The organism is Mycobacterium simulans, assembly GCF_900232995.1.
Lineage (GTDB): Bacteria > Actinomycetota > Actinomycetes > Mycobacteriales > Mycobacteriaceae > Mycobacterium > Mycobacterium simulans.
Genome location: NZ_OCVX01000084.1, coordinates 1 through 6979, shown reverse-complemented (window position 1 = coordinate 6979; position 6979 = coordinate 1). Strand labels below are relative to the sequence as shown.

Annotated in this window: 1 protein-coding gene and 1 pseudogene; both read left to right on the top strand. The window is 63.3% G+C overall.

What is annotated here, in order from left to right; all coding sequences use genetic code 11:
• Positions 1 to 99: 99 nt before the first annotated feature.
• Positions 100 to 2493 (top strand): annotated as a pseudogene (locus MSIMFI_RS30130) (type I polyketide synthase); the annotation flags it as partial.
• A gap of 114 nt (positions 2494 to 2607) precedes the next feature.
• Positions 2608 to 6979 (top strand): amino acid adenylation domain-containing protein (locus tag MSIMFI_RS30125; protein ID WP_449870987.1); only part of this gene is annotated, 4372 nt, incomplete at its 3' end.

Below are 6979 nucleotides of genomic sequence, written 5' to 3'. Positions count from 1 at the left end.
TACCCCTTCCAACACCACCCCTACTGGCTCCCCCCACCCACCGGTGCGGATGTCAGCGCCGCCGGGCTCGACAAGCCCGACCATCCACTGTTGGGCGCGGTGACCGAGCTCGCCGATCAAGACCAGATCGTGTTGACCGGACGGTTATCGACCACCACGCACGATTGGCTCGCCGGCCTTCAGGTGGACGGAAGTGTGGTGTTCCCGGCGACCGGGTTTATTGATGTGGTCCTGCAGGCCGGTGAGTACTTTGGTTTCCCGGTCATTGACGAGCTGGTTGTGCACGCTCCGCTGGTCCTTGCCGCGGGCGCCGCGACTGACCTGCAGATCAGCGTGCATGCTTTGGACGAGCAGGGGCGACGGGCTTTCAGCGTGCACGCGCGCACCGGTGATCAACTGCATAGCCGGGCAACCTGGACCGCGCATGCCAGCGGCACGCTGAGCAACCGCGCTCCCGCGCTGTCTTCGCTGCCGTCCCCTTCAAGTGGTGCCGTTGCCGCTGTTGAACAAGACAGTTTCTATGAGCAACTCGCCCAGCGTGGCTTGGCTTACAGTGGCGCGTTTTGCTCGTTGCGGGGAATGGGTAGCGACCCGGCTAACCCCGACATTATTTACGCCGAGGTGGCGTTGCCCGCTGAGGTCAATACCGGCGGCTACGGAATTCACCCGACGCTGCTCGACGCCGCCCTACACCCCGTGGCAGCGGCGGTCTACGCCACCCGGCTTCCGTTCGCGTTCACCGGAATCACGTTGCACGCTATCGGAGCCCCCCGCCTGCACGTCCAACTCCCCCCCCCCGGAGCCGACCCCTTCCCCCTGCACGCCACCGACCCCGCCGGTGCCCCGGTCATCACCATCGACGCGTTGACCCTGGGGACCCTGCCCGACGCCGAAAGTCTCCAACCCGCGAATAAGGCCTCGCGGGACGGCTTGTTTGAGCTGACCTGGCCGGAGCTATCGGCAGATGTGTTGCCCGAAGCCGGGGCTTTACCGGAATGGGCGGTCATCAGTGAGCGGCCTTCCTCAGTGGACTCCTGGCCGGCCTTGGCGGTGTGGGATGTAGCGTCGCCGCAGCTCAGCACCGATCACCCCGATCCGTTGGACCAGGTGCATGTCTTGACCCGCCGCATTCTGGCTGGGTTGCAAACCTGGTTGGCCAGCGCTGACGCTGTCGAGGCTCACCTGGTGCTCGTGACCCGCCACGCGGTCAGCATCAGTCCCGATGATCAGGCCCCCGACCTCGCCCACGCCGCGGTATGGGCCTTGGCCCACACCGCACAAAACGAGCACCCGGGCCGGATCAGTGTGATCGATATCGACCCCACGTCAGCTACGGAGCACACCCTGGCCAGGGTCCTAACCGCCCTCGACGACCCGGTACTGCGATCCACCCTGGAGCCGCAACTTGCCGTGCGCGACGGTGTGGTCCGTGGCCCTCGACTTACCCCCGTCCAGCCACTCGCACAGCCCCGAACCGAGCCCGTTGCGTTCGATCCCAACCGCACGGTGTTGATCACCGGTGGTACCGGGATGTTAGGCGGGGTATTTGCCGAGCATTTGGTCACTGACTACGGTGTTCGGCCCCTGCTGTTGGTGTCCCGCAGCGGCATGGACGCAGCCGGGGCCGCCGACCTCCATCAGCGGTTGACGCGGCTTGGCGCCCAGGTCAGCATCACCGCCTGTGACACCAGCGACGTCGAGCAACTGGCTGCGGTGTTGGCCGGCATCCCCGCCGAACATCGGTTATCCGGTGTGATCCACGCTGCCGGGGTCCTCGACGACGTGGTGGTCAGTGAGCTAACCAGTGAGCAACTCGCCACCGTGTTGACCACGAAAGCCGACGCCGCTTGGCATCTACATCGACTGACCGCCGATGCCGAGCTGGACGCGTTTGTGATGTTCTCGTCGGCGGCGGGAGTCTTAGGGGCCCTCGGCCAGGCCAACTATGCGGCGGCTAACGCCGTCCTGGACGCGCTCGCCCAGCAACGCCATCGCAACGGTTTGCCGGCAACCAGTTTGGCGTGGGGATACTGGCAAGCCGCCAGCGCGATGACCGCTCATCTCGACGCGGTGGACCAGGCTCGGTTCACCCGTAACAACCTGACCCCGATCACCGTCGAGCATGGTCTGGCGTTGTTCGATGCGGCGCTGGCATCGCGACAACCCACCCTGATCCCGACGCCGTTCAACACCCGCGCACTGGCTCGTCAGGCGCGGGACGGCGCCCTGCCGGTCATCCTGTCGGCGCTGACGACCAGTCGCCGGCAAGCCAGCACCGCACCCGCCGCCGACACGTTGGCCAAACAGCTGGCCAGCCAGACCCCGCAACAACAACTGGCCACCCTGACCGACCTGGTTGCCACGACCACCGCCGCGGTGTTGGCCCACCCCGACGCGGCCGCCCTAGACCCCGACCTGCGGTTTAGAGACCTCGGTATGGATTCGCTGAGCGCTCTTGAACTCCGCAACACCTTGACCCGACACACCGGCCTTCCCCTGCCAGCGACGCTGGCCTTCGACCACCCCACCCCTACTGCGGCCGCTCACCACCTGGCCAGCCTGATCACCGCCACGAGCGATGCCGTCGCACCGGTTTTGGGTCCGCGCGTGCGCCCCCAGCGCTTACCGTTGTCGTTTGCCCAACGCCGACTGTGGTTCATCGAACAGACCGTTGACTCGATACCGATCTACAACATTCCCATTGCGGTGAGGTTGACCGGGGATCTCGACGTGGAAGCACTTCGGGACGCCATCGGGGATGTGATCGAACGCCACGAGAGCTTGCGCACCCGGTTTATCGGTGAGCAAGGAACTCCCTATCAGCAAATATTGGAGGTCGACGAGTACGAACCGGTTTTTGCGGTCATCGACGTCGATAACGAACAACAGATCGCCAGCCAGATAAGCAATGCTGCAAGCCATCTGTTCGATTTGGCAGTCGAGATCCCGATCCGCACTGAGTTATTGCAATTGTCCAAGGTTGAACATGTGTTGGTGGTGGTTATCCATCACATCGCCGCGGACGGTGCCTCGATGATCGCATTCTTTTCTGATCTCGTACGCGCCTACACTGACCGCAGCGAAGGCCGTAAACCTCGGTGGTCGCCGCTATCGCTGCAATATGGCGACTACACGCTTTGGCAGCAGGAATTCCTCGGTAGCCGTGATGACCCCGCCAGTGTGCTAGGACGTCAGCTGTCCTATTGGCATTCCGAGTTAAAAGGGGCGCCCGAGGAAATGGCGTTGCCGTTTGACCGGCCCCGCCCCACCCAGCCGTCCTTTGCGGGTGACGTGGTCCATTTCGTCGTCGACACCGACCTACAGGAGCAGGTCAAACAGTTGGCTCAGCGCTGCGAAGCGACGGCGTCGATGGTGTATCAGGCGGCGTTAGCGGTGCTGTTGAACAAACTGGGCGCCGGTGATGACTTGACGATCGGCGGCCTGATGAGCGGGCGCACCGACACTGCGCTCTCCGAGCTCGTCGGGTTTTTCGTCAACACCTGGGTATTGCGTGTTCAGACAACGGGAAACCCCAGTTTCACCGAATTACTCGCTCAGGTTAGGCACAAAGCACTAGCCGCGTACAACCATCAAGACGTTCCCTTCGAGCGCGTAGTACAACGACTTAACCCCACCCGGTCGGGGGCGCACCACCCGCTCTTCCAAGTGGCTTTCGTGTTGCAAAATACGCCGTTACCAACGATGAAGTTCCCCGGGCTGTGGGCCCAATCCGTACCCACACATCCCCACGGCGCCAAGTTCGATCTCCAATTTGAAATTGTCGCCCCGCAACAGCGACCGGGCCGGCCCCCGCAACCTCTCCCCGCCAACATCGAATACGCCACTGACCTATTCGATCGTGACACCATCACCGCCATCGTCAGCTACTACCTACACATCCTCACCGAGCTGACTGGCGATCCTGGACTACGGTTGTCATCGATCGGTCTGCCTGATCAAGCCGCCCATGCTCCCCTGGATGAGTGGGGTAATCGGACCGTTCTCAACCAGGCCCCTGGCCAAGCCACGGTATCGATACCAGCACTGTTTGCCGCCCAGGTGCAGCGCACACCCGAAGCACTCGCGTTGACCTTCCAAGGCAATTCGCTGAGTTACCGCGAACTCGATGAGGTTTCTAACCGTCTTGCACATCTATTGGTCGACCAGGGGATCGGGCCTGGCGATGTGGTGGGACTGCTACTGGAGCGCTGTTTTGAGGCCATCGTCGCGATCCTGGCGGTGGTGAAAAGCGGAGCTGCCTATCTACCCATCGACCCGATCACCCCCGACGCCCGCATCGATTTCATCATCGAAGACGCCACCCCAGCGGCCGTGATCACCAGGACCAAATTCGCGAGCCGACTGCACCGAACTGGCTTGGTGATCATCGATGTCGATGACCCGACGATCGAAGTTTCCTACCCTCCAGCCGCGCTGCCGGTACCGTCTGCCGACAACATCGCCCATATCATCTATACCTCCGGCACCACCGGAAGGCCCAAGGGCGTCGCGATCACCCACCACAACATCGTCCAATTGATCGCAGTACCAACGTCTTTCATACCGGAAGCGGGCCAGACGACGACCCAATGTCATTCCTATGCCTTTGACCTTTCCGTATTTGAGGTTTGGGCCGCACTCCTTCATGGCGCGCGGCTGTTGGTGATCACCGAATCGATCACCCGCTCCCCCAACGAGTTTCACGATTTGCTTGTCTCCGAAAAAGTCGACCTGCTGGTTCAAACCCCTTCTGCGGTAACGGTGTTGTCGCCCGAGGGCTTGGAATCGGCGGCATTGGTCGTCGGCGGTGAGGCCTGCCCGGCCGAGGTCGTGGACCGGTGGGCCAGCGGACGGGTCATGGTCAATCAATACGGCCCGACCGAGACCACGATGTACGTATCGATGAGTGCGCCACTGAAACCGGGTTCCGGGACGCCGCCGATCGGACGCCCGGTGTCGGGTGCGGCGTTGTTTGTGCTGGATCGGTGGTTGCGGCCGGTGCCGGCCGGAGTGGTCGGTGAGTTGTACGTGGCCGGCACCGGGGTGGCGTGTGGGTATTGGCGCCGACCGGCGTTGACCGCATCCCGGTTTGTGGCCTGTCCGTTCGGCGGCACCGGCGCGCGGATGTATCAGACCGGAGACCTGGTGCGCTGGGGCGCCGATGGCCAGCTGCACTACGTCGGCCGCGCCGACGAACAAGTCAAAATCCGCGGACACCGCATCGAACCCGCAGGAATCGCCACCGTCCTGACCGAACTCGACGGTGTCGAGCAAGCCGTGGTCATCGCCCGCCAGGACCAACCGGGCGACAAACGTCTGGTTGCCTACTTCACCGGAACCGCCAATCCAGCCGACATCCGCCCAGCGCTGGCCAAGAGATTCCCGCAGTACATGGTGCCTGCCGCCGTCGTAGCCCTAGAAGCTCTGCCGTTGACCGTCAACGACAAACTCGACACCCAAGCCCTACCGGCTCCCCAATACGGCGACACCGACTCATACCGCGCCCCCACCAGCGCCATGGAAAACATCCTGGCCAACATCTATGCCGAGATACTCGGCCTGGACCGGGTCGGAATCGACGACTCCTTTTTCGACCTGGGCGGCGACAGCATCCTGGCAATCCAAGTGGCCGCCCGGGCACAGGCCGCCGGGGTCAGCTGCCGGCCACGCGATGTCTTCACCGCCCAGAGCATTGCCGGGGTGGCCCAGATCGCCCGGTTCGTCAACCAGGACAACACCGGGGCGGATGACGGTGTCGGCGACTTCAACCGGACATTCCCGACACAAACCCCCCGGCAAATCGAGCACCCCGATGAACGGCCCAGTTTTGCGTCCGTGCACGGCATTTCACGTGGGGAAGATTCCTTCGAGGTGCACGCTCGCGACCTCACACTGGACAAGTTCATCGACGCCACGACGCTGGCGGCCGCACCCCAGCTGGCCCCTATTAGCGCCGAAGTGAAGACGGTACTGCTGACGGGCGCCACCGGATTTCTCGGGCGCTACCTGGCGCTGGAATGGCTGCAGCGGATGAGTCAGGTCAACGGCACCCTGATCTGTTTGGTGCGAGCCGAATCCGACGAACACGCACGGTACCGGCTCGACAGCACGTTCGACACCGATCCAAAGTTGTTGGCGCACTACCGGGAACTGGCCGCCGACCATCTGGAAGTCCTCGCCAGCGACAAGAGCCAACCACAATTGGGCCTGGCGCCGCACACATGGCAGCGGCTGGCAGACACGGTCGACCTGATCGTCGACCCCGCAGCCCGGGTCCACCACCTGCTGCCATACAGCCAGCTGTTTGGGCCCAACACGGTGGGCACGGCCGAGCTGATCCGGCTCGCGCTAACCACCAGCTTGAAGCCCTACCTGTACGTGTCGACCGCAGCAGTGGGCGAGCCGCTCGACCGGTCTGCGTTCATCGAGGACGCCGACATCCGGATCATCAGCCCTACTCGCCTCAACAACCACAGCTACGCCAACGGCTACGCGAATAGCAAATGGGCCGGCGAGGTGCTGCTGCGGGAGGCCAATGATCTGTGCGGCTTGCCAGTCGCGGTGTTCCGCTGCGCCGGCATCACTGCCGACACCACCTACGCCGGCCAGCTCAACGTGCCGGACAACTTCACCCGGCTGATGATGAGCGTGATCGCCACCGGCATGGCGCCCAACTCGTTCTACCAACTCGACGACAACGGACACCGCCAGCGTGCCCACTTCGACGGTCTGCCTGTCGAATTCGTCGCCGAAGCGATCAGCACCTTGGGTACACAGGTGGCCGACGGGTTCGCGACCTATCACGTGATGAACCCGCACGACGACGGCGCCGGCCTCGACAAATTCGTCGACTGGCTCATTGAGGCCGGACAGCCGATCCGGCGGATTGGAGACTACAGCGACTGGGTGCAGCAGGTAGCGACCAGCCTGGCCAGCCTGCCGGATGAACAGCGCGAGCGCTCGCTGTTACCGCTAATGC